Source organism: Pelobacter seleniigenes DSM 18267, from assembly GCF_000711225.1.
GTDB classification, from domain to species: Bacteria; Desulfobacterota; Desulfuromonadia; order Desulfuromonadales; family Geopsychrobacteraceae; genus Seleniibacterium; species Seleniibacterium seleniigenes.
In genome coordinates this window covers 1,469,902-1,488,656 of record NZ_JOMG01000002.1, presented here as the reverse complement: position 1 = coordinate 1,488,656, position 18,755 = coordinate 1,469,902, and the positions used below count along the sequence as shown (strand labels likewise).

Annotated in this window: 18 protein-coding genes; 14 read left to right on the top strand and 4 right to left on the bottom strand. The window is 56.2% G+C overall.

Annotated features, from left to right (window positions below):
* Positions 1 to 131 precede the first annotated feature (131 nt).
* Positions 132 to 2,276 (top strand): FAD-dependent oxidoreductase, encoded by a 2,145-nt coding sequence (locus N909_RS0109520; protein ID WP_029914399.1) that lies wholly within the window; start codon positions 132 to 134, stop codon positions 2,274 to 2,276.
* A gap of 3 nt (positions 2,277 to 2,279) precedes the next feature.
* Here N909_RS0109520 and ppk1 read toward each other — a convergent pair whose 3' ends face one another.
* Positions 2,280 to 4,502, bottom strand: a complete 2,223-nt coding sequence (ppk1, locus tag N909_RS0109515; protein WP_084167652.1) for a polyphosphate kinase 1 — start codon at positions 4,500 to 4,502, stop codon at positions 2,280 to 2,282.
* Positions 4,503 to 4,749: 247 nt separating this feature from the next.
* Positions 4,750 to 4,881: a hypothetical protein gene (locus tag N909_RS26345; protein ID WP_281174834.1), complete on the bottom strand. Its 132-nt coding sequence runs from the start codon at positions 4,879 to 4,881 to the stop codon at positions 4,750 to 4,752.
* A 123-nt stretch (positions 4,882 to 5,004) separates the two neighbouring features.
* On the opposite strand from N909_RS26345, the gene N909_RS0109505 reads away from it, so the two are divergent.
* A complete protein-coding gene (locus N909_RS0109505; protein ID WP_051689650.1) occupies positions 5,005 to 6,588 on the top strand; it encodes a Ppx/GppA phosphatase family protein in 1,584 nt (527 codons plus the stop codon).
* Positions 6,585 to 7,076, top strand: a complete 492-nt coding sequence (locus tag N909_RS0109500; protein WP_029914393.1) for a SixA phosphatase family protein — start codon at positions 6,585 to 6,587, stop codon at positions 7,074 to 7,076. Before N909_RS0109505 ends, N909_RS0109500 begins: the two co-directional genes overlap by 4 nt.
* Before the next feature lie 128 nt (positions 7,077 to 7,204).
* Here N909_RS0109500 and N909_RS0109495 read toward each other — a convergent pair whose 3' ends face one another.
* Positions 7,205 to 7,912, bottom strand: a complete 708-nt coding sequence (locus N909_RS0109495; RefSeq protein WP_029914391.1) for a hypothetical protein — start codon at positions 7,910 to 7,912, stop codon at positions 7,205 to 7,207.
* A gap of 296 nt (positions 7,913 to 8,208) precedes the next feature.
* Between N909_RS0109495 and N909_RS0109490 the strand changes: the two genes are divergently transcribed.
* The 11 genes from N909_RS0109490 to N909_RS24580 all read left to right on the top strand — a co-directional run bounded on the left by N909_RS0109490 (position 8,209) and on the right by N909_RS24580 (position 16,551).
* Positions 8,209 to 9,738, top strand: coding sequence for a CHAD domain-containing protein (locus tag N909_RS0109490; protein ID WP_029914389.1), 1,530 nt, complete (start codon positions 8,209 to 8,211; stop codon positions 9,736 to 9,738).
* Positions 9,735 to 10,487: a ParA family protein gene (locus tag N909_RS0109485; protein ID WP_029914387.1), complete on the top strand. Its 753-nt coding sequence runs from the start codon at positions 9,735 to 9,737 to the stop codon at positions 10,485 to 10,487. The genes N909_RS0109490 and N909_RS0109485 overlap by 4 nt, the downstream gene beginning before the upstream one ends.
* Positions 10,488 to 10,489: 2 nt before the next feature.
* Positions 10,490 to 10,981, top strand: coding sequence for a CYTH domain-containing protein (locus tag N909_RS0109480; protein WP_029914385.1), 492 nt, complete (start codon positions 10,490 to 10,492; stop codon positions 10,979 to 10,981).
* Entirely contained in the window at positions 10,974 to 11,156 is a 183-nt protein-coding gene (locus N909_RS0109475) for a hypothetical protein (protein ID WP_029914383.1), read from the top strand. Before N909_RS0109480 ends, N909_RS0109475 begins: the two co-directional genes overlap by 8 nt.
* A 2-nt stretch (positions 11,157 to 11,158) precedes the next feature.
* Positions 11,159 to 11,560, top strand: coding sequence for a helix-hairpin-helix domain-containing protein (locus N909_RS0109470; RefSeq protein ID WP_029914381.1), 402 nt, complete (start codon positions 11,159 to 11,161; stop codon positions 11,558 to 11,560).
* 396 nt (positions 11,561 to 11,956) lie between these two features.
* The gene (locus N909_RS0109460) at positions 11,957 to 12,892 is read left to right on the top strand and encodes an NADP-dependent oxidoreductase (protein WP_029914379.1); all 936 of its coding nucleotides are present in this window, start codon (positions 11,957 to 11,959) and stop codon (positions 12,890 to 12,892) included.
* Positions 12,893 to 13,073: 181 nt separating this feature from the next.
* Entirely contained in the window at positions 13,074 to 13,619 is a 546-nt protein-coding gene (locus N909_RS0109455; protein ID WP_029914377.1) for a MarR family winged helix-turn-helix transcriptional regulator, read from the top strand.
* On the top strand, positions 13,600 to 14,568 hold the full coding sequence (locus N909_RS0109450; protein ID WP_029914376.1) for a zinc-dependent alcohol dehydrogenase family protein: 969 nt from the start codon (positions 13,600 to 13,602) through the stop codon (positions 14,566 to 14,568). The genes N909_RS0109455 and N909_RS0109450 overlap by 20 nt, the downstream gene beginning before the upstream one ends.
* 173 nt (positions 14,569 to 14,741) lie before the next feature.
* Complete coding sequence (locus N909_RS25685) at positions 14,742 to 14,915, top strand: hypothetical protein (protein ID WP_155005911.1); 174 nt, start codon at positions 14,742 to 14,744, stop codon at positions 14,913 to 14,915.
* Positions 14,916 to 15,268: 353 nt separating this feature from the next.
* Complete coding sequence (locus N909_RS0109440) at positions 15,269 to 15,706, top strand: GFA family protein (RefSeq protein WP_029914375.1); 438 nt, start codon at positions 15,269 to 15,271, stop codon at positions 15,704 to 15,706.
* Positions 15,706 to 16,551: a GNAT family N-acetyltransferase gene (locus N909_RS24580; RefSeq protein WP_051689649.1), complete on the top strand. Its 846-nt coding sequence runs from the start codon at positions 15,706 to 15,708 to the stop codon at positions 16,549 to 16,551. Before N909_RS0109440 ends, N909_RS24580 begins: the two co-directional genes overlap by 1 nt.
* A 923-nt stretch (positions 16,552 to 17,474) precedes the next feature.
* On the opposite strand, the gene N909_RS0109425 is transcribed toward N909_RS24580, so the two are convergent.
* Positions 17,475 to 18,743, bottom strand: coding sequence for a hypothetical protein (locus N909_RS0109425; protein WP_155005909.1), 1,269 nt, complete (start codon positions 18,741 to 18,743; stop codon positions 17,475 to 17,477).
* Positions 18,744 to 18,755 lie beyond the last annotated feature (12 nt).

Below are 18,755 nucleotides of genomic sequence, written 5' to 3'. Positions count from 1 at the left end.
TCTCAGCCCCTGCCCGTCGCCAGCGAGCAGGGAAAAGCCGGACAAATAAATAATAGTGAATTGGTAGGAAAATATGCTATATCTTTAGTATATATTTACAGTTTAATTACCGTATAAAGAGGAATTCCCCAATGAATCGTCGCTTTCTGAAGATAGTGATTCTGGCTCTACTGGTTGTGCTGATTGCGGCTTTTTTCGCTTTTGATCTCGGTCAGTACCTGACCCTGACCTACTTGAAGAGCCAGCAGCAAGCGTTCAGCGAATATTATCAACAGCATCAGCTATCGACCCTGCTCGGCTATCTGCTGATTTACATTCTGGTGACCGCTCTCTCCCTGCCCGGGGCCACGGTCATGACTCTGGCCGGCGGAGCCCTGTTCGGGTTCAAGGCGGCCCTGCTGGTAGTCAGTTTTGCCAGCAGTATCGGCGCCACCCTGGCGTTTCTGGTGTCGCGGTTTTTGCTGCGCGATTGGGTGCAGCAGAAGTTCGGGGCAAAACTCCAGGCCATTAACCAGGGGGTGGAACGGGAAGGGGCTTTCTACCTGTTCTCGTTGCGGCTGGTTCCGCTCTTCCCGTTTTTTGTCATCAACCTGGTCATGGGGTTGACACCGTTAAAGGTCGGCACCTATTACCTGGTCAGCCAGATCGGAATGCTGCCCGGGACCATCGTTTATGTCAATGCCGGCACCCAGCTCGGCCAGCTCGAAAGCGCTGGGGGGATTCTTTCTCCGGGGCTGCTGCTGTCCTTTGCTCTGCTCGGGATTTTTCCGTTGTTGGCCAAACGGGTTCTGGCATTGTTCCAGGCCCGGAAGGTTTATGCCGGCCAGGTGCGGCCGAAACGGTTCGATTACAACCTGCTGGTCATCGGGGCCGGCAGCGCCGGGCTGGTCAGTGCCTATATCGGCGCCGCGGTCAAGGCCAAAGTCGCCCTGGTGGAACGCGATCAGATGGGCGGGGATTGCCTCAATACCGGCTGTGTCCCGAGCAAGACCCTGCTGCGTAGCGCCAAGGCGGTGGCGCAGATTCGACGAGCGCAGGAGTTCGGTCTCAAATCCGCCACGGTGGAGGTCGATTTTGCTGCGGTGATGGAACGGGTCCAGGAGAAAATTGCCCGGGTCGCCCCCCATGATTCAGTGGCACGCTACACGGAACTTGGCGTCGAGGTCATCAAGGGAGAAGCCCGGCTGACCTCGCCCTGGACGGTTGCGGTGAACGGCCGGGAACTGAGCGCCCGCAACATCATTATTGCCAGCGGAGCCGGGCCCTTTATTCCACCGCTCAAAGGGCTCGATCAGGTTGATTATCTGACCTCGGAAAATCTTTGGCAGCTCCGCGTTCTGCCTGAGCAGTTGCTGGTACTGGGCGGCGGGCCTATCGGCTGTGAGTTGGCCCAGGCGTTTGCTCGTTTGGGCAGCCGGGTGACCCAGGTGGAGATGGCGCCGCGGATCATGGGGCGTGAAGATCCCGAAGTCAGTGAATTCATTACGGCGAAGTTCAGTGCCGAGGGGATCCGGGTGCTCACCGGCTATCAGGCGATCGAAGTTAAAACCGAAGGGGGGCGACATTGGCTGAGTTGTCGTCATGCCGGTGGGGAGAGCGATCTTGAATTTGATCGCCTGCTGATTGCGGTCGGGCGCAAGCCCAAAGTGAGCGGGTTTGGTCTGGAGGATTTGGGCATCGACATCGACCGCAACGGGACCGTTGCCACCGATCCGTTTTTGCGCACCAAGTACCCGAATATCTTTTGCGCCGGCGATGTGGCCGGACCCTATCAGTTCACCCACAGCGCCGCGCATCAGGCCTGGTATGCGGCGGTCAACGCGCTGTTTGGGCAGTTCCGCAAATTTAAGGTTGATTATCGGGTGATTCCCTGGTGTACCTTTACCGATGCCGAAGTCGCCCGGGTCGGCCTGAGCGAAGAAGAGGCTCAACAGCAGGGGATCGCCTATGAGGTGACCCGCTACGAGGTCGCTGATCTTGACCGGGCGATTGCCGACGGCGAGGACCACGGCTGGGTGAAAATCCTCACGGTGCCCGGCAAAGACCGGATTCTCGGCGTGACCATCGTCGCAGCACATGCTGGAGATTTGCTGGCCGAGTATGTGCTGGCCATGAAGCATGGTCTCGGCCTGAACAAGATCCTTGGCACCATCCACAGTTATCCAACGCTGGCAGAAATGAATAAAATGGCCGCCGGGCAATGGAAAAAAGCCCATGCTCCGGAACGCTTACTGCGCTGGGTTGAACGCTACCATCGCTGGCGCCGTGGCGTCTAAGCCTCAGATGTTTCTGTTGAGATGCTCCTCCCCGGCCTGCCGTGATTTGCGTTTACGCAGACGCTGGACTTCGTGGAGGCGCTTTTCGGCGAGTTTAATCTGTTTTTCCTGGCAGTCTTCAGTCCCCCGCCGCGCCTTGGGATTGACCAGGACATAGTTACCGTCCGCCTGCAGTTCCCAGGCATTGACCCGGTCGTTCAACTGCAGGTCCAGCAGTTCATTCAATTGCTCCCGCAGGGCCGGGCTTTCCACCGGAATCAGCGCTTCCACCCGGTATTCCAGGTTCCGTTTCATGGCATCTGCCGAACCGATCAGATATTCTTCCTGGCCGCCGTTGCGGAAGTAGTAGATACGGGCATGTTCGAGGAACCGGCCGAGGATGGAGACCACGCGGATATTTTCGGAAAGTCCGGGCACGCCCGGGCGGATGCGGCAGCTGTCGCGAACTAGCAGCTCAACTTTAACCCCGGCCTGCGAGGCCCGGTACAGAGCTTTGGTGATATCGACATCTTCCAGGGCATTCATTTTAAAGCGGATCAACCCCGGAGTTTTGGCCGAGTGGCCGGAAATTTCCCGTTCAATCTTGTCCAGCAGGGCTTTTTTCAGAATTTTCGGCGCGGGGAGCAGCTTGGTGTAGTGGCGCTTGGGGGTAAAGCCCGTGGTCAGATAGTTGAACAGCTCGGTCGCGTCGCGGCCGACCTCTTTGTCATAGATCAACAACCCCAGGTCACTGTATAGCCGCGCCGTCACCGGGTGGTAGTTGCCGGTGCCGATATGGACATAGCGGCGCAACCCTTTGTAATCCTGCCGCACCACCAGAATGATTTTCGAATGGGTTTTCAGCCCGACCACCCCGTAGGTCACGTGAATCCCCGCTTCTTCCATCCGCGTCGCCAGCTTGATGTTGGCCTGCTCGTCGAAACTGGCTTTGAGTTCGACCACCACCGCGACTTGCTTGCCGTTGCGGGCCGCCCGAATCAGGTATTTGATGATTTCGCTGTCCGGGTCGGTGCGGTACAGGGTCATCTTGATCCCACGCACTTTGGGATCGGTCGCTGATTCGTGGAGGAAGCGTTCGATGGATCCGGAAAAGGATTCATAGGGGTGCTGCAGCAGAATTTCCTTCTGGTCGCGGATGGTATGAAAAATACTGCGCTCTTTCGGCAGCAGCGGGTGGTCGATGGGGTAGTGCGGCGGATCTTTGTGTTCAGGCAGATCGAGACGGTGCAGTTCCCACAGATCGCGCAGACCGAGCAGGTCCTCTGAGACAAAGACATCGGTTTCTTCATTCAGGCCCAGCTCCGAAGCCAGGCGGCCGCGCAGCAGCGGCTTGATATCGGGCATGACCTGCAGGCGCACGATCGGCGCAACCCGACGGTACTGCAGAGTGGTTTCGATCAGCTCGAGCAGATCATCGGCATGTTCTTCGTCTTTACTGGTGTTGGCGTTACGGGTCACCCGGAACAGCTCGCAGCCGATAATTTCCATCCCCGGGAACAACAGATCAAGGTTGTTCTCCATAATGTCTTCCAGGCGAATGAAACGATAGCTTTTGTTGTCGATGCGTTGAAACCGGTTCACTCCGGCACCGACCGGAACCTTGACCCGAGCCAGGGAAATCTCCTTTTCACCGGGATAGCGCAGGGTTACAAACAGGTTCAGGGAGAGGTTGGAGATAAAGGGAAACGGATGGGCGGGGTCGACCGATTGCGGGGTCACCAGGGGGAATATATTGTCGTAAAAATGGTTGCGAATTCGCTCCCGCTCTTCCGTACTTAACTGGGAATAATCGAGAAATTCGATCCCCTTCTTCTTCAGCTCGGCAAAAACCTCCCGGGTGACCTCCTCCCGATGAGGCTGGATAGCATTGAGCACCTGGAAGCACTCATCAAGCTGTTGTTGCGGCGTCCGTCCGTCAACGGTTGCATCCTGAATGCCGGCCGCAACCTGCTGCTTGAGGCCGCCGATCCGTTTCATGGCAAATTCGTCCATGTTGGAACCGTAAATGGCGAGAAACTTAACCCTCTCCAGGAGCGGATTTCTGGACGTAGCTGCCTGCTGGAGGACCCGTTCGTTGAATTTCAACCAGCTCAACTCACGATTGAAATAAAGGCCGGGATCATCCAGGTTCTGCTTGTTGGGCGTTGCGACCACGGTGGTATCCTTACAGGCTTCGACTGGTTTCGGCACAGTTTCCAGCGGCTGCTGCAGTGCATGTTGTTCCATTCCTCAACTTCTCCCGGCTCTTTACTGGAAAATTGGTTATTTGAAATAGCCTAGGCTAGATGAGAAATGTAAGAGTTCTGTTAGGAACTTCAAAAAATTATCGGTTGGGCCGCGGAAAAGCCTAGTTTGGCGACCGTTCAATGTTGCTACAAGTTTAGCAGATTTTTGCTGCCTGCCCACTGAGCAGGCGAAGCGAGCCGGCGGCAGGGATTTTGCGACCTTCACCCAGGCGGGCGGATGACGGGATTCAATGAGACTTTTTCCGGTGATTTTTAGGCTTTTTGCCTTTCAGTTTGAGCGGTTTACAAACCTGGTCTTTTTTTTTCACCAAAGAGCCGCATTTTTCACAAACGACCTTGGCCTCTTTTTCCTTGACCAATGATTTTCCTTTGAGACAACTCATTTTTGTCCTCGCAAAAATTCAGCGGCGATAATATGGTAGGGTGAAGAATAAGAGAAAGATAACCCGTTTTGTCTTATTTCACAAGGGAACATTATCACCATGAAAAATAACCCTCTCGTTGAAGCGGAAGTACCTGGGGAAGCCCCGGAGCAGACTCGGCTGGCAGCGATCGATATCGGTACCAATTCCATCCGCTGCATAGTGGTCGAAGCCGATGCCAAGGGTGGTTTCAGGGTTCTGGATGATGAAAAAGCAACGGTCCGCCTGGGTGAAGGTCTGACAGAAACCGGCTTTATTTCCGATGCTGCCAAGGCCCGTGCCCTGGATGCCCTGCAGCGGATGGAAAAAATCAGTACCGGCCTGAAGGCCGAGGTCGCCGCAGTTGTTGCCACCAGCGCAGTGCGCAAAGCCTTGAATCGGAATGACTTTATCCGCGAAGTTGCGAACGTCACCGGGTTGGCCATCGATGTCATCTCCGGTGACCAGGAAGCTGACCTGGCCGTTCTCAGCGTCCAGCATAATTTCGATATGGACCATCAACGCTACGGCATGGCCGATATCGGTGGCGGCAGCGTCGAGGTGGTGACCGCAACCGGGCGGCACACCGAGAGCGTCGGCTCCCTGGAACTGGGCGTGGTGTTCCTGACCGAAAAATTCCTGCACAGCGATCCCCCCAGCCCGGAGGAACTGAAGAAGCTGCGCAAATATGTGCGCAAAGCGTTAAAAAGGGACGGAGTCGGTGACGGCCTGCCGGTGACCTGCCTGATCGGTTCGGGCGGGACCATGACCAATATCGGCAGCATGGTCATGGCCATGCGCGGCGAGCAGTACGAATCGGTCCACCGGTACGAAGTGCTGCATTCCGAGGTGATCCATCTGCTGGCGATGCTGACCCGGAAAAGCCACAAGGAAAGGCTGGCCATCTCCGGGCTTAATCCCGAACGGGCCGATATCATCCTGGCCGGGATGATCCTGACCGATGAGCTGATGCGGCGCATGCGCACCAATCAACTCTGGATTAATGCCCAGGGGATTCGCGAGGGGCTGATTCTGCGCAGCCTGCAGCAACGGAATCTGATTCCGGAAACCGTCAATGGCCGAGACTGGCGCGATTCGATCCTTGATTTCGCCCGCTCCTGCCGGTTTGACGAGCAGCATTCAACCCAGGTCTGTCGGCTGGCCAAAAAGATCTTCGCCGCAGTTGCTGGCCCCTTCGCTTTGACTCTGCGCGACGAACAGCTGTTGGAAGCTGCCGCCCTGCTCCACGATATCGGTTATTTCATCAGCTATGACCGGCATCACAAACATTCCTACCACCTGATTCGTCATGCCAACCTGTTCGGTTTTACCCCGCGCGAGCGGGAACTGATCGCCAACCTGGCGCGTTACCACCGCAAAGCCAAACCCAAGAAAACTCATGAAAACCTGATCCCGCTGAGTGTTGAGGACCAGCAGCTGGTGCGCCGGCTGGGAGGAATTCTGCGCCTGGCCGATGGTCTCGACCGGCGGCGGAATCGCCAAGTGGTCGATATCTCATGTCAACTTGACAAAAATATTTTTGTCCTTAAATTATTCGGAACAGCTGATATGTCTGTTGAATTGTATGGGGCCCAAAGTAAAGGGTCGCTGTTTGAGGCGGCATTCGATTGCCGCCTGGATGTGAGAGCCGAGGAATGTCGATGAGATTATTGACCTTGATCCGCCACGCCAAGTCGGACTGGAGCGATGCCGCGCTCTCCGATTTTGATCGTCCTTTGAATTCGCGGGGCAAGAAAAATGCCCCGCTGATGGGACAACGAATGGCCCAAAATGGTACGATTCCCGAACTGCTGATCAGCAGTTCGGCGAAACGCGCCCGTAAAACAGCTAGCCTGATCGCCAGGGAAATCGGCATAGCCAAAGCTGAAATCCGGCTCGAAGAGCAGCTCTTTGATGCCAAGGAAAGAACCCTGCAAGCGTTCATCAAAGGCCTGCCCGAAAAACAGCACATTGGCCTGATCGGCCATAATCCGGGCCTTTCCGAGCTGGCCGGCTGGCTGTGCAAGGATGCTCCGGAGTGGCTGCCGACCTGTGCGGTGCTGACCCTGGAGCTGAATATCGACAGCTGGGATGAGCTGAAAAAAGGCTGCGGGCAGGTGAAAAACTACGATTATCCGAAAAAAGCGGACTGAGTCTGCCAGCTGCCGGCTGCTGAGGCCATAGCTGGCGCTGCAGCTATCTCTGCGTTGCTGAGGTCTGGAGAAGCGCATTTTCGGACCTTGCCCGGCAACGGGACAGAACAGTTTCTTTCAACCGGCGGCTATTGCCCATCTCCTGCCGGGTCGCTCATGGCATGGGTCGGGGGAGCAACCAGTTCCACGATGGTTTCCGGCCAGCCGGGCGGCCCGCTCGGTCCCTGGTAACGAATGAACAGCCCGTCCTCTTTGCGCAGCCAATAATGGCAGCTCCAGAACATCGACTTCAAGCCCGTTAACTGGATTTTCAGTTTAATCGCCTTGGTCATGGTCCCGTTCATGTCCACCAGTTCCTCGCCACTGCGGGTTACTTGCAGTTTGTGGACATCAAGGGTATCCGGCCGAATACTCCAAAACTCCAGATGGTCCCGGTTCGGGTTGGTGAACTGACGCAACGAAAGGGACAGCGCCTGATACCAGGGGGCGTCATCGATAGAGACCTCCCTGGAAATGGTGCTGCCTTTGAACAACCCCGTCATGAGCAGACTGTTGTCCCGACGCGTCACCTGCAGATCAATCTTCTGTGCCGGGTCTTTGACGCTCCATTCCCTGGTTTCCAGATCTGCATTCATGCGGGTGATATCCCGTTCCTGCTGCAGGTCGGTGATCAGCCGCAGCAGAGTCCCCGGTTCCAGCCGCCAGTTGAAATAGCTGCTCTCGGCCCCGGTCTTGCGGAGATACAGATGTTCCTCCGCGGTGCTGCCCGCAACCTGGCCGGGTAGCATAAACAGGCCGCAGAGCAGTAAAATACAGCTGTTGACAAGCGCTGTCATGGTCAACTCCCGTAACCGCAAACCGCCACATATTTGCCGGTTTGGGCAAGTACAATGCCCCGGCCTGCTTGCGCAAGCCAAAGAAACCGGCTGCCGCCGGGGGCAAAAGGTGCGAAATCAAAAGAAAGTCCCTAACGGCATAAAGCACTAGCAAGTCAATGTCAGGATTGAATGAGCAGCGGAAAAATAACGGCATAACTGCGCTATAATGAATTGACTTGCTTGATAGAATCTGTTTAGTTATGCATTGTATATACAATTGATGTGCAATTTCCTCCCAACCAATTCATAAACTGATGAAAATTCGTAGCGACTGGCAACTGAAAGAGGGCGTTTCCGTCGAGGATCTGCAACAGGGCTTGACCGATGATCTAAGACTCTGTCGACAGGAAAGCACAGCGCGGGAGATCCGGGTCCTGGATGACGCGGATTGGCAGCTCTGGCAGGCCGATCGGCTGCTGCTGCGCGAAGACGGGACCCGGTTGAAGCTTTATGACGCGAACGACAACTGCCTGGCGGCCGCAACGGCGCCGGAAAAAAGCCGCTTCTGGTGGGAGCTGCCGGCCGGGGAGTTGGCTGAGAAAATTCGGGCAAGTGTACCGCTGAGGGCCTTTGTAGCCAAATTTCAGTGCCGGATCAGCCAGCAGCCGCTGGCTGTTTTGAACCCTGATGAAAAAACCGTCGTCAGGTTGCGGCTGTTCGGTCTGACGCGGACGGACGGCAGTGGGCTGCAGCTGCTGTCCATCTTACCGTTACGCGGCTATCGCCAGGAATATGATCGGGTGGTCGCCCTGCTGTTACCGCAGCTGCTGGTGAAAACCGCCCCCTTGACCCTGCGCCAGCTGCTGTTGCAGGCCGGTATGGAGATCTCAGCGTTGCCCGGCAAGCCGAGCTTCGACTTGGATGGCCGGGAACCGAGTGAAGAGGCGGTGACCCGAATGGCCGCCAAGCTGATTCAGTTGGCCCGCCACCAGGAGCAGGGCATCATCGAGGACATCGACAGTGAATTCGTCCACCAGTACCGGGTGAATATCCGCAAAGCCCGCTCGCTGATCGCGCTGTTTAAAAAGACTCTTTCCCAGCCGCGATACCAGGCGCTGAAGAGCGAACTGAAAGCGCTCGGCCAGATCACCAATCGGCTGCGCGACCTGGATGTCTTTCTCCTTGATCAGGATCATTATCGCGGCCTGCTGCCGGACGGTTTTCAGACCGGCCTCGACCATCTTTACCGACGCCTGCGGCGCAGGCGCGCCGCGGCATTTAAGGCCGTCAGGGAGCAGTTATCCACAGAGGCCTATCTGGAGCAGATCAGCAATGTGCTGCTGACTCTGAACCGGCCAGCGGAATTTTGTTCGGCGCAGGCGCAAACCGGCATCCGTGAACTGGTGGCAAAAAAGATCTCAACCCAGTATGCCGCGATTGTCCGGGATGGCTCCGCCATTGATGAGCAGACGCCGGATTCCGCTATCCACGAACTGCGCATCGAATGTAAAAAACTCCGTTATCTGCTTGAACTGTTTGCCGAACTGTTTGAAAAATCGTTACTTAAATCTTTGGTCAGGCAGCTCAAGGAACTGCAGGACAACCTGGGTCGGTTCAATGACTTTTCAGTGCAGCGGGAGTTTCTCGACCGGTTGGCCGGCGGACGCGGCAGCAGTGACGAGGAACGGGCGAGTATCAACGGCCTGGCCGCGGTTCTCTACAATCAGCAGGTGGCAGAACGCGGCCAGGTGGTCGCCAATGTCAACCGCTTTATCGCGGTCCCGGTCCAAGAGAGCTTTCAACAACTTTTCCACAGCGAGGGGCAGGAGCCGACCGAGCCATGAAAATTCTTGCCATGTATTCCATCAAGGGCGGAGTCGGAAAAACCGCCTCCGCTGTCAATATCGCTTACTGGGCTGCCCGGGCGGGCTATCGGACCCTGCTTCTCGACCTTGATTCACAGGGCGCTTCATCCTTTTACTTCCGGGTCAAACCGGCGGCCAGCAAGAACTGGGGAAAGCGTTTTTTCAAAGCCTACGAACAGGTTCTCAAGCAGATCAAGGCCAGTGATTTCGAAAACCTGGATGTGATTCCCGCACATCTGAGTTTTCGTAACTTCGATGTCATGCTGGAGCAGCTCGGGGCCCATAAAAATCGGCTGCGGCAGGCCCTGAAAGGATTGAAAAGGGAGTATGACCTGGTGATTTTGGACTGCCCACCCACCATCAGCCGGCTGGCGGAAAGTATTTTCAAGGCCGCTGACCTGGTGTTGGTCCCGGTGATTCCAACCACTCTGTCAGAGCGCACCTTCGACCAGCTCGCGGACTTCTTTAAAGACGAAGACTATGGCCGGAAAAAGCTGATCCCCTTTTTCACCATGGTTGACTCCCGCAAGCAGTTGCACAGGGAAACCGCTGTCGCCATGCGGAAACGCTATAAACGGTTTCTGCGTAATGCCATCCCCCATTCCGCAGATGTCGAAAAGATGGGTATTCATCGGGCTCCCATCGATGTTTACGCCCATGGCAGACAGGCCAACCGGGCCTACCAAGCGCTGTGGCAGGAGATCGCCGCCCTGCTGCGGGAAGGTTAGTCATGCCCCAGTATGAAATCGAAAGGAAGTTTATCCTCACCCGCAAGCCGGTCGAATTGCTGACCGGGGTGCCGGGTGAAGAGATCCGCCAGGGCTACCTGTTGCTGGAAGCGGACCGGGAACTGCGGATTCGCCAGCGGGCCGGACAGTGCAGCATGACCCTCAAGAGTGGTCAGGGACTCAAACGCCAGGAGCAGGAGTGCGCAATTTCCCAGGCCCAGTTCGAAATGCTTTGGCCCTTGACCGCAGGTCGGCGGGTCGAAAAGGTTCGCTATGCGCTCCGCTGGCAGGGTTACGATCTGGAGATCGATCTGTTCACCGGTGCGCTGGCACCGCTGATGGTCCTTGAGGTCGAATTTGCCACCGTCGCTGCAGCCATGGATTTTGTGCCGCCGGAGTTTGCCGGGCGTGATCTGACCGCAGACAAGGCCTATAAAAATGCCGCACTGGCCAGTCATGGCCTGCCGCTAGAAATGGAAAGCGCTGATGAGTGAAGAAAAAAAGTCCAAGAAGAAGGGGAAAAAGGACAGCCAGCTGGTGATTCGCATCAATGGTGAGGACCGCGATCGCTTTGTGTCCCTCTGCGATGAGCTGGATACCAGCGCGGCCCGGGAAATTCGCCGCTTTATCAAGGAATTTATCGCAGCAAACAACGAGGGAGGACACTAATCATGTCGAAAGCGATTGAAGATGTGGCGGGAATCGGGCCCGCAACCGCCAAAATTTTACAGGAAAGCGGCATCCTGAGCGCCGATGACCTGGCGGCCCGGCAGGTTGAAGAGGTGGCTGCCATCAAGGGGTTCAGCCAGGTTCGAGCCGCCCAGGTGATCGCGGCCGCCCGCGAGCTGTTTGTGCTCACCAGGGAGGACCCGGTGAACACCGCCGGACCGGCGGAGCAGACCGCTGAGGCCGAAAAGCAGCCGACAAAAGGTCAAAAGAAGAAGGATAAGGATAAGAAAAAGAAAAAAGCCAAAGAGGCGGATAAAAAGAACAAGGCTGCCAAAAAAGAGAAAAAGAAAGAAAAAGAGGAAAAATCCGGGAAGAAGAGCAAAAAGAAAAAAGCCAAAAAATAGTGCACTTTACCCCGGCCCGCTCGTAGCGCAACGCGCGAAACTTATTGCCCCTGCCGAGATCAGCGCCTGGGGCTCCGGCCAGGCCATCAGTGGTGATGACCTGGCCATGGCGCAGGGAAAATTTGCCGTGAAATCCTACCTGCATCTGGGCGCCCTGGAAAATCCCTGCCCGTTTCTGAATATTTTGCTGAAGACCGAGGGCTGGACCATTCATATCCCTTGAAAGCCTGACCGATCACAATTAAATCGCCGGTTCTATTGAACGTGAAACCCGGCCGGGATGATAATGATGTTGAATCAAAAATCAATTTCACAAGACCCCGATCGGGCGGCCGCAAATCTGCAAATGGAGGTTCGGGGGAATTCCCGTTACGATCGGTTCTGAAGGAGAAAACGATGAAAGCAGTACGAATTCATGGTTACGGCAGCGGTGAAAAACTCATGTACGAAGATGCGCCGCTGCCGAAAATCGGGTCGACCGAGGTGTTGGTCAGAGTGGTGGCCGCAGCGGTCAACCCGGTTGACTGGAAAATCCGCGAGGGGTATCTGCAGCAGATGATCCCCTATTCCATGCCGTTGACCCTGGGCTGGGATGTTTCCGGGGTGGTCGATGCGGTTGGCGCCGAGGTCTCTCGTTTCAAGGTTGGCGATGCAGTTTATTCACGCCCGGATATCAAGCGCAACGGCACCTACGCCGAATACGTTGCGATCCGCGAGCAGGAGCTGGCCCATAAACCCCGGCTGATTTCCCATGTCGAAGCGGCCTCTCTGCCCCTGGCCGGGATTACCGCCTGGGAAGCCCTGATCAACGCCGGCGGGCTGAGCGCCGGGCAACGGGTGCTGATCCATGCCGGAGCGGGCGGGGTGGGGTCCCTGGCCATTCAGCTGGCCAAAGCGCGTGGTGCCTACGTTATCACCACCACTTCGGCACGGAACGGTGCGCTGGTTAAATCTCTCGGTGCCGACCAGGTCATCGATTATCGCTCCCAAGCCTTTCACGAACAGGTCAAGGATGTCGATCTGGTCTTCGATACCATCGGCGGAGCGGTTCAGGATTCCTCTTGGGCGGTCTTGAGGCCCGGCGGTATTCTGGTGTCCATTACCAGCCCCCCTGCCCCGGAGCGGGCCGAGAGTCTCGGGGTGCGCTGTGCCTATGTCTTCATTGAACCGAATGCGGAGATTCTGGCCCACTATGCCGAACTGGTCGATAGCGGGCAGGTCCGGCCTCTGGTCGGTGCCGAGTTTGCCCTGGAAGATATTGCCAAAGCCCATGCCTTAAGCGAAACCGGACATACCGTGGGCAAAATCGTCCTTTATGTGGGGCAGCCCTGATCCTGCTTTCCGCAGGCGGATTTTTCCGCCTGCGGGACCTGACGTCCTGGGTTTCCTTAGTCAATTGGCGAAGCGGGGACGGGCACTTTTTCATATAGCGCAATAATCCCGGTTGATTTTTTTTAAACATTTACTTAGGATGCTTAATATATGGGTACTAAATAAAACTGAAGGAGTTTTCGTGTTCGATATTGTTGATCTCCCCGATGCCGCTGCTCTGGCCCGGCTGGCGCAGCGTTACCCGCAGCTGGAAACCCCTGCATTACAAACCTGGCTCGGATTGATGCGGGTTTCCGACGATTGCCAGAATGATCTCGATCGATTTCTCGCCACCCACGGCTTGACGCAACGGAAGTTCTTTGTGCTGATTCTTCTGTTTCGTAATCCTGACGGACTACTGGTTTCCCAGCTGGCCAAAGGGACGGGGGTTTCTTGTGCGACCATGACCGGGGTTGTTGATGGGTTGCACAAAGCGCAGTTGGTGACCCGTGAACCGCACGAGCAGGACCGCCGTGCTTGCACGGTGTCCATGACCCCCTCCGGGCAGCAACTGCTCGACCAGGTTCTGCCGCAACACTACCGGCGGGTGAGCCGCATCATGGCCTGCCTGGGTCCCTCTGAACGGCAGCAGTTGCAAGCGTTGCTGGGGAAAATCAGCGCCAGTGTGCAGGACTTATCATCGTTTCATGCTGAAGAAGGAGAGCCCAATGAAAGCTGTCATCTTTAAACAAACCGGCGAGGCCGAAGAGGTCCTGGCACTCGCCGAGGTTGCCACCCCGGTGCCGGGGGCGGGTGAACTGCTGATTCAAGTCAGCGCCCGACCGATCCATCCGGCCGATTTCATGTTTATCGCCGGCCGTTATCGAGTCAAACCGGTATTCCCCCAGGTCGCCGGATTTGACGGAGTGGGCACCATCGTCGCCTGTGGCCAGGGAGTGCAGGGTTTCAGCAGCGGCGAACGGGTGGCCTTTCGCAGTCCTGGTACCTGGGCTGAGTTGGTGGCGGCACCGATCGGTAAGGTTTACCGGGTTCCGACGGCCATTGCGGATGAGCTCGCCTGCCAGTTCCCATTGAATCCGTTGACCGCCTGGGGATTACTCGCCAGTTGCAATCTGCAGTTGGGTAGCCGAGTGCTGATCACCGCCGGGCATTCAGTGGTGGCAAGATTGTTGACGGCAATTTGCCTTCGCAAGGGGTTTGAGCCCTTTCTGTTGGTGCGTGACGTAGCTGGTTACAGGGTCATTGACGGCGCCAGCGAACAGAACCTGGTGACAGCTGCAACAGTGAGCGAAGTCCTGCTGGGGTTGCCTGGACAACTAAGATTTCAGGCTATCCTCGATGCCGTCGGAGGGGCGGCCACCCCGGCGCTGATTGATGTCATCGAGCCCGGAGGCTGTCTGATCACTTACGGTGTCCTTGACGATACCCCGCTCAGCTTAAAAAGTTCCATCCTGCTGTTTAAAAATTTGCGCTGGTTGGGCTTCGGTGTGGATGCCTGGCTCAAGCAGACCAGTCCTGAACAGCTGGCCGCCGCCAGTGAAGAACTCTGGACCTTGCTCGAAGAACAGCCCGGACTGCTGCCGGTGATCGGGACATTCCCTCTTGAACAGGTTGCTGAGGCTGTTGCCGCCGTGCGTAGCCAGCGAAAACCGGGCAAAGTCCTGCTGCAAAGTTGATCGGGCCGGTCGCCGCAGCTTGCGGCCGGCTGTTCTGAGATCTTTTAAGAGTTAAAATAAAAAAACTGAAAATCAGCAGGTTAAATGACAATAGCCAGTTGCGTTCCCTGCCCTGCGGGATAGAATTAGTGATATATGTGATGCTGCTTTTATGGGCGCAAAGGAGAGTTGTCATGGAAGAAAAACGTAATGACCTGGCACGCCACCCCGTGAATGTGGAGAAGATCCTGTTACAGCACAATATTTCCAAACCGGCCTGGCAGAGGGAAAAAACCTGTGAGCAATGCCGTTTCTGCGACCAGGATGTGGATACTTTCCCCTGTGATCGCTGCCACACCAGGCATTAGCAGGCCTGGGAAAACAGCTTGCTGAGTCCAGGGACGGGCTTTTCAACCTGTGGCAACCACCCCGATGTTCCGGTCGCCGGGGCGCAGCAGTGAGCAGCCGGCCAGCGAACGGGGACTCTTCCGGGAGCACATGAGATCAGTTGGCAACTGATTCAGGGCAGAACTTCAGTCGCCCGGCGCACCGTGGCAGGACCGGTTTAACTTGCTTGAATGATAACGTTTTTGAGGGGGCCAGGAAGCGATAAAAAGTGAAGCCGTAGTTTGCGATTGCTGCAAGCTGCGGCTTTTTAATGATTTTTTCACCACCGGGTCGCGCCACACTGCGGTGTGACCCGGACAGAAAGGAAACCAATGTGAAAGGCAAGTGTTTATGCGGTGCGGTCGCATTTGAAATTGTGGGTAAATTGCCGAAAATTTACCAGTGCCACTGTTCGTTGTGCCGCCGGGTCTCCGGTTCGGCATCCAACTCGGCCATGCTGGTCGCAGTTGCTGATTTCCACTGGCTAAGCGGTGAGGACAAGATTGTCAAATATCAGACCGCTTCCGGGTTCAGGTCAGAATTTTGCGGGTGTTGCGGCAGCCCGCTCCCCAATGAAACCAAAGATGGCACTCTGGTTTGGGTCCCGGCAGGGCTGCTCGACGACCCGGCCGCCACCGAGATTGCAGTGCATGTTTATGTCGGCTCCAAGAGCAGTTGGGATACGGCATTCTTACCTGACAGCGCTCCTCAATATCCGGAAATGCCCCCTGCCGGCGAGTTGATGGCCTTATTGCATGGGACAAACGACTGATGTTCAGTTTTCGAGCTCTCAACGATGTTCCGGGTGCGCTCATTGTCGATGCGCTGAACGATGCCTTTGCCAACTACCCGGTGGCGTTGCAGATGACCGGAGCCAAACTCGATTTCATGCTGCGTGAGCGCAGCGTTCGTCTTGAGCATTCCTTTGGTCTTTTCGATCAGGATTTTCTGTGCGGGCTGGTCCTGAATGGTGGCAGGAGTATTGACGGGGTGCAAACCGCCTATGATGCCGGCACCGGAACCAGGGTGGCATATCAAGGGAAAGGACATGGCGCCAAGCTGCTGCAACAGACGATAAAACAGCTGAGCAGTTTTGGTTACCAACGATACCTCCTGGAAGTGCTGACGGATAACACCCCCGCGGTGGGACTTTATCGACGCCATGGCTTTGCCATTCAACAAGAGCTGGCCTGCTATAAGGCCTCGTGCGAAGCCCTGGCTGTGCATACGGGCATTGCCATCTCGATCGACCTGCCCTCAGCCTGGCCGAACCGATTCAGCTCCCTGCGGCAGTACCGGCCTTCGTGGCAGAACAGCGATGCTGCGGTGACCGCTGTTGGCGAGAGGTGCCAGCTTATTGCCGTAATGCAGGAGCAATGCCCGTGCGCTTATGCGGTATTGGTGGCGGAAACCGGCAATATCATGCAGATCGGTTGGGATGACGAGCAGGCGGTCGCAGCGCTGCTCGGCCGCTGTGCCGCCTTGGCTGCAACAGCTGAGTTGCGAATCGTCAATATCCCGGCCGCGGCCACCGCGACGGAGCGGGTGCTGCTTGAGCATGGCTTCCGCCGCTTTGTGACTCAATACGAGATGGCTTTGGAGCTTGATCACGCCTGAGCAGCCTGCCCGGTCCAAGGTTCTTCCGTCTGCTACGGACACAAAATTGAAATTAGAAAAAATGTATCTGTAAAAATGCTCTCGAACAGGTTGTTGAAAAAGTCCATCCCTGGTCTTTTTCAAGCTCGATGGGGAAAAGAGCGATGTCCCGAATGGCGCTCGTTTAAGCAACTTTGCAGTAAACTCGGGACTGTCCCCAGAGTTTGCGAGCCATGAAATTGTCGCGGTTAACACCGCAAAGACCTGGGACAGCCCCCGTGCGGGGACAGTCCCGGTTTTGCTGCCAGCGACTCTTAAACTAGCGTCATTCAGCGATATCCCCTACCTTACAAAATCAATGATTTAGCAGGGCGTCATTGGTTTTGATCGCCCATCCATGGGCTCGCCAAGGAACTCCTTTTCAATAACGGATTTGCTGTCAACCTTTTCCGACCTGCCGCGTTTTTATCATTAACAGCCAAACTATTCATTGGCCGGGTGACTTTCTGGCAGGCCATGCTGGAAGGATATTTGCGCAGAAGGGAGGACACTATGTGGTCGGGAGTGATGGTTGTCGTTTTAGCTGTGTTGTTGGCAGGAGCTCCGGCAATCGCCGGAAAATCAGGGAGTGGGTCAGGGTCGAACGGACGAGGAACACAGGCAACAGAGCAGATGATGCTGCGTCATCAGCAGCAGCTGCAGGCTCCCGCTCAGAATAGTGGTTTGAGCGGAAGTCAGGATCGAGATCAGGATAGAGACCGGGATCAAGATCGAGACCATGATCAGGACCGGGATCGAGATCAGGATCGCGATCGCGATCGCGACGGGTCAGGCAAGTCATCGTGAGGGTTGGTTGTTAGTCTGAACAGGTGTGCGGCCAATGTTGCAGGTCGCGCTGGGTCAGAAGGTGTGGGCTCACCTCCCGACCCAGCGTAAGTTGCAGGCTATTGGAAATCCCAGCCGAGATCTTCAGGAATGGCGTAGTTGTGGATAAATTCAATGGTCCGCAGGCTGTCATTGGCCGCATCGACAAATCCGGAAACATTCTCAACGGTTCCCGGGTCTGTTCCGTTGACGAATGCCAACCAGTCAAGCAATCCAACCGAGGTTTCCACCCAATAAGGGGCGCCGGCAGGGATAATCACGTTCAGGTCCTGATTCCGCCATTCATAACGGCTGTATTCGGCAGTGGCGAAATTGACAAAACGTTCGTTGGCCGGGGCCGGAAGACCAGCTGTCGCAGCACTGATATGACATTCCGTCTGATCTTCAGGATCGTTGCCGCAATCACGGATCAATGCCGGCAGGGTCTCCAGGTTGGCGGCACTGAGCTCGGTCTCCTGGGTGATTTTGAGAATTCGGTTGAGATATTGCAAAAGATCGACCGTAATCTTACCGGTCTTTCCCGAGGCTCCGCCGAGAAACGCGGCCGCAGTGATCAGATCCTGGTTGCCGAGGGCTTCGGGATGGCTGCACATGCTGTTGAAGCCATTGGCGAAATCGCTTCCGAAACAGGCGGTTGGGTCGGCCTGGGGCGATAAGGGGAGCAGTCGTTTTAATACGCCCCGGAATTTGCCCCAATCCTGGGCACCCAAGGCCGGGTGATAGCGGGTACCGGCGGCAGGGTCGCCATGCTCAAACGTATCAATTTCATGGGGATCGGTCTGGACATGGCCATAGGTCATGAGCCGGGTATAGAGCGCGAGGTTCTCCATGGGGGAATCGATGGTTGCCCAGTCACATTGTCCTGGCGTTGTACAGTTAAAGCCCAATTCCAGCCGTCCGGCAACATCCAAGCGGAGTGACTCAGCCGCTTTGATATTGCTGATCACCTCATCAAAATGCATCCGCAGATTACGCTCTTTGGTTCTGCTGGCACTCAGGCGTCCGAAATAGTCCACTTCGACCACCGCTGTGGGATCGAGGGGGTCGCAGCTGAGAGCCATAAAGCCGATTTCATTGCCGTTCTCATCGACTGCGATCGGGCAATAGCCCCAGCCCAGAATATCCTGCGGGTATTCAATCCAGCGTTTTTGCAGGATCGGCTGGCCGCTGACCGCGTCGCGCTTAATGTGGATCAGGTCGCCCAAGACAGCTCCACTGCCATTCTCCTTTCCGGTTGCTCCTGAGTTCGGACCGTTTCCGGCAGCGAGTCCCAGGCCAGGCAACAGCAACAGCATCATCATTACCCCAAACCTCTGCAGCGTTCTCATTTTCGGCCTCCT

Coding starts and splice junctions, on each gene's coding strand:
- N909_RS0109520 (WP_029914399.1), top strand. CDS start 132: ATGAATCGTCGCTTTCTGAAGATAGTGATTCTGGCTCTACTGGTTGTG.
- ppk1 (WP_084167652.1), bottom strand. CDS start 4,502: ATGGAACAACATGCACTGCAGCAGCCGCTGGAAACTGTGCCGAAACCA.
- N909_RS0109505 (WP_051689650.1), top strand. CDS start 5,005: ATGAAAAATAACCCTCTCGTTGAAGCGGAAGTACCTGGGGAAGCCCCG.
- N909_RS0109500 (WP_029914393.1), top strand. CDS start 6,585: ATGAGATTATTGACCTTGATCCGCCACGCCAAGTCGGACTGGAGCGAT.
- N909_RS0109495 (WP_029914391.1), bottom strand. CDS start 7,912: ATGACAGCGCTTGTCAACAGCTGTATTTTACTGCTCTGCGGCCTGTTT.
- N909_RS0109490 (WP_029914389.1), top strand. CDS start 8,209: ATGAAAATTCGTAGCGACTGGCAACTGAAAGAGGGCGTTTCCGTCGAG.
- N909_RS0109485 (WP_029914387.1), top strand. CDS start 9,735: ATGAAAATTCTTGCCATGTATTCCATCAAGGGCGGAGTCGGAAAAACC.
- N909_RS0109480 (WP_029914385.1), top strand. CDS start 10,490: ATGCCCCAGTATGAAATCGAAAGGAAGTTTATCCTCACCCGCAAGCCG.
- N909_RS0109475 (WP_029914383.1), top strand. CDS start 10,974: ATGAGTGAAGAAAAAAAGTCCAAGAAGAAGGGGAAAAAGGACAGCCAG.
- N909_RS0109470 (WP_029914381.1), top strand. CDS start 11,159: ATGTCGAAAGCGATTGAAGATGTGGCGGGAATCGGGCCCGCAACCGCC.
- N909_RS0109460 (WP_029914379.1), top strand. CDS start 11,957: ATGAAAGCAGTACGAATTCATGGTTACGGCAGCGGTGAAAAACTCATG.
- N909_RS0109450 (WP_029914376.1), top strand. CDS start 13,600: ATGAAAGCTGTCATCTTTAAACAAACCGGCGAGGCCGAAGAGGTCCTG.
- N909_RS25685 (WP_155005911.1), top strand. CDS start 14,742: ATGGAAGAAAAACGTAATGACCTGGCACGCCACCCCGTGAATGTGGAG.
- N909_RS24580 (WP_051689649.1), top strand. CDS start 15,706: ATGTTCAGTTTTCGAGCTCTCAACGATGTTCCGGGTGCGCTCATTGTC.
- N909_RS0109425 (WP_155005909.1), bottom strand. CDS start 18,743: ATGAGAACGCTGCAGAGGTTTGGGGTAATGATGATGCTGTTGCTGTTG.